The following is a 2,127-nucleotide window of genomic DNA, read 5'->3' as shown; positions in this document are numbered from 1 at the left end:
TTAAGAAAGGAGCCGATAGACAAGGTATCGGAGATAACAGGTTTAACGCGGAACGAAGTACGTGATTTATAGGTATTGTACCCATGAAACTACCAGTAGGAGTCAGCGATTTTAGAAAGATAGTAAAGGGCAACTATGTCTTTACGGATAAGACGTTGTTGATCAAAGAAGTAATGGACGATGGTGCTGATATTATACTGGTCACAAGGCCTAGAAGATTTGGAAAGACACTCAATCTGTCGATGCTGTACTACTTTTTAGAGAATAGTCAGCCAAAAGATGAAGATTTGTTTGAGAAGCTGAATATAGGGCAGGATAAAGCTTTTTGTCAGGAGCATCAGCATCAATATCCAGTGATATTCATATCGTTTAAGGATGTGAAGAAGTCGCGCTATAAAGATGCGTACGAACATATCCTTCTTCTGGTGAGGGAGGTATACAGGGGACATAGATACCTATTGGAGGGAGATTGTTTAGATGAAGACGAGAAGGGGGTATTTAATGCTTTGTTGTATAAAAAAGCGCAACAATCTGAGGTAGAAGCATCACTTCGGCAGCTCTGTATCTACATACAGAAGTATAGCGGCAGGAACCCAATTATATTGATAGACGAGTACGACACACCAATACAAGAAGCTTACCTGAGCAAATACTACGAGAAGATGATAGAGCTAATGCGGAGTATGCTTGGTCAGGCATTAAAGGATAACAGTTACTTAACAAAGGCTGTGGTTACTGGCATAACACGTATATCTCAGGAGAGTTTATTTTCTGGATTGAACAACATCTCAGTATATTCGATGCTTAGGGAGAGGTTTGGGCAATACTTTGGATTCACGGAAGAAGAGGTTGTGAAGCTACTGGAAGAAGCAAAGCAACCGGTACCGCTTAGTGAAATAAAAGAGTGGTACAACGGGTATCAAATAGGGAAGCATGTATTGTACAACCCCTGGTCTATAATTAACTGCTTGGACAACGAAGGGATACTACAGGAATACTGGTTAAATACGTCAAACAATGCGTTGATAGGGGATCTGTTAAGGAAGGCAAAACCTGTAGTGAAGAAGGAGTTTGAGGAGTTGTTGCAGGGTAAAGTAATAACACAAGCGCTGTCTGAGAATTTGGTGTTTCTGGATATAAGAAAGAAGCCGGAAGCGTTGTGGAGCTTGTTGTTGTATGCAGGGTATTTGAAGGTACTGGAGAAGGAAAGGCAAGGTAACAAGCTGATATGTCATTTATCGATACCAAACAAAGAAGTGAGCTTTGTATACGATGACATAGTAGATGATTGGTTTAGCGAGGCAATAAGCATAGAGTCATACGACAGCTTTGTGAGAAGCTTGATGGATGGAGATATGGAGAAGTTTGAGATGTATATCACAAGCTACATAATGCAAAGCGGGAGCTACTTTGACTTTAATAAGAACACACCTGAGCAAATATTTCATGTGTTTATATTGGGCCTGGTAGTGGGGTTAAGAGGAGCATACTACATACGCTCTAATCAAGAGTCGGGGCTTGGAAGATTTGACGTAGTAATGTTGCCAAAGCAGAGTGAAAGAGCTGGCATACTACTGGAGTTTAAAGCAACAGACGATCCGAAGAAGCTGAAGGCAAAGGCAAAAGAAGGCCTAAAGCAGGTAAAGGATAATCAATATCTGGAGCTATTTAGACAGAACGGAGTGAAGGAAGTATTGGCGATAGGGCTTGCGTTTTGTGGGAAGCAACTGTGTTTGGTGAATGAAAAGGTTCTGTTGGAGCACGAATAAGAGGTGATGTGAAGTTATGAAATACAAACTACCGGTAGGAGTCAGCGATTTTAGAGAAATAGTAAGAGACGGGTATGTATTTACCGACAAGACTCTGTTAATCAAAGAAGTATTAGAGGACGGTGCGAAGGTCATTTTAATCACCAGGCCTAGAAGATTTGGAAAGACACTCAATCTGTCGATGCTGTACTACTTTTTAGAGAATAGTCAGCCAAAAGATGAAGATTTGTTTGAGAAGCTGAATATAGGGCAGGATAAAGCTTTTTGTGAGGAGCATCAGAATCAATATCCAGTGATATTCATATCGTTTAAGGATGTGAAGAAGTCGCGCTACAAGGGTGCGTACGCAAATATCCTT

The 2,127-nt window shown here is 40.9% G+C and carries 2 protein-coding genes; both read left to right on the top strand.

Annotation, left to right across the window (positions count from 1 at the left end):
- Positions 1-83: 83 nt before the first annotated feature.
- Positions 84-1,769 carry an AAA family ATPase gene (locus EDM53_RS05205; protein ID WP_130122601.1) on the top strand — a complete coding sequence of 562 codons (1,686 nt, stop codon included), beginning with the start codon at positions 84-86 and terminating at the stop codon, positions 1,767-1,769.
- Positions 1,770-1,785: 16 nt separating this feature from the next.
- The coding region (locus tag EDM53_RS05200; RefSeq protein WP_165379663.1) for an AAA family ATPase at positions 1,786-2,127 on the top strand (342 nt) is incomplete at its 3' end.

It is taken from the genome of Rickettsiales endosymbiont of Peranema trichophorum (assembly GCF_004210275.1).
Lineage (GTDB): Bacteria > Pseudomonadota > Alphaproteobacteria > Rickettsiales > Midichloriaceae > RICK02.
Note: the sequence above shows the minus strand (reverse complement) of the source record. Positions and strands in the feature narration are given on the sequence as shown.

What these genes read in the sequence shown, in the direction of transcription:
- EDM53_RS05205 (WP_130122601.1), top strand. Translation starts at nt 84, where the DNA reads ATGAAACTACCAGTAGGAGTCAGCGATTTTAGAAAGATAGTAAAGGGC.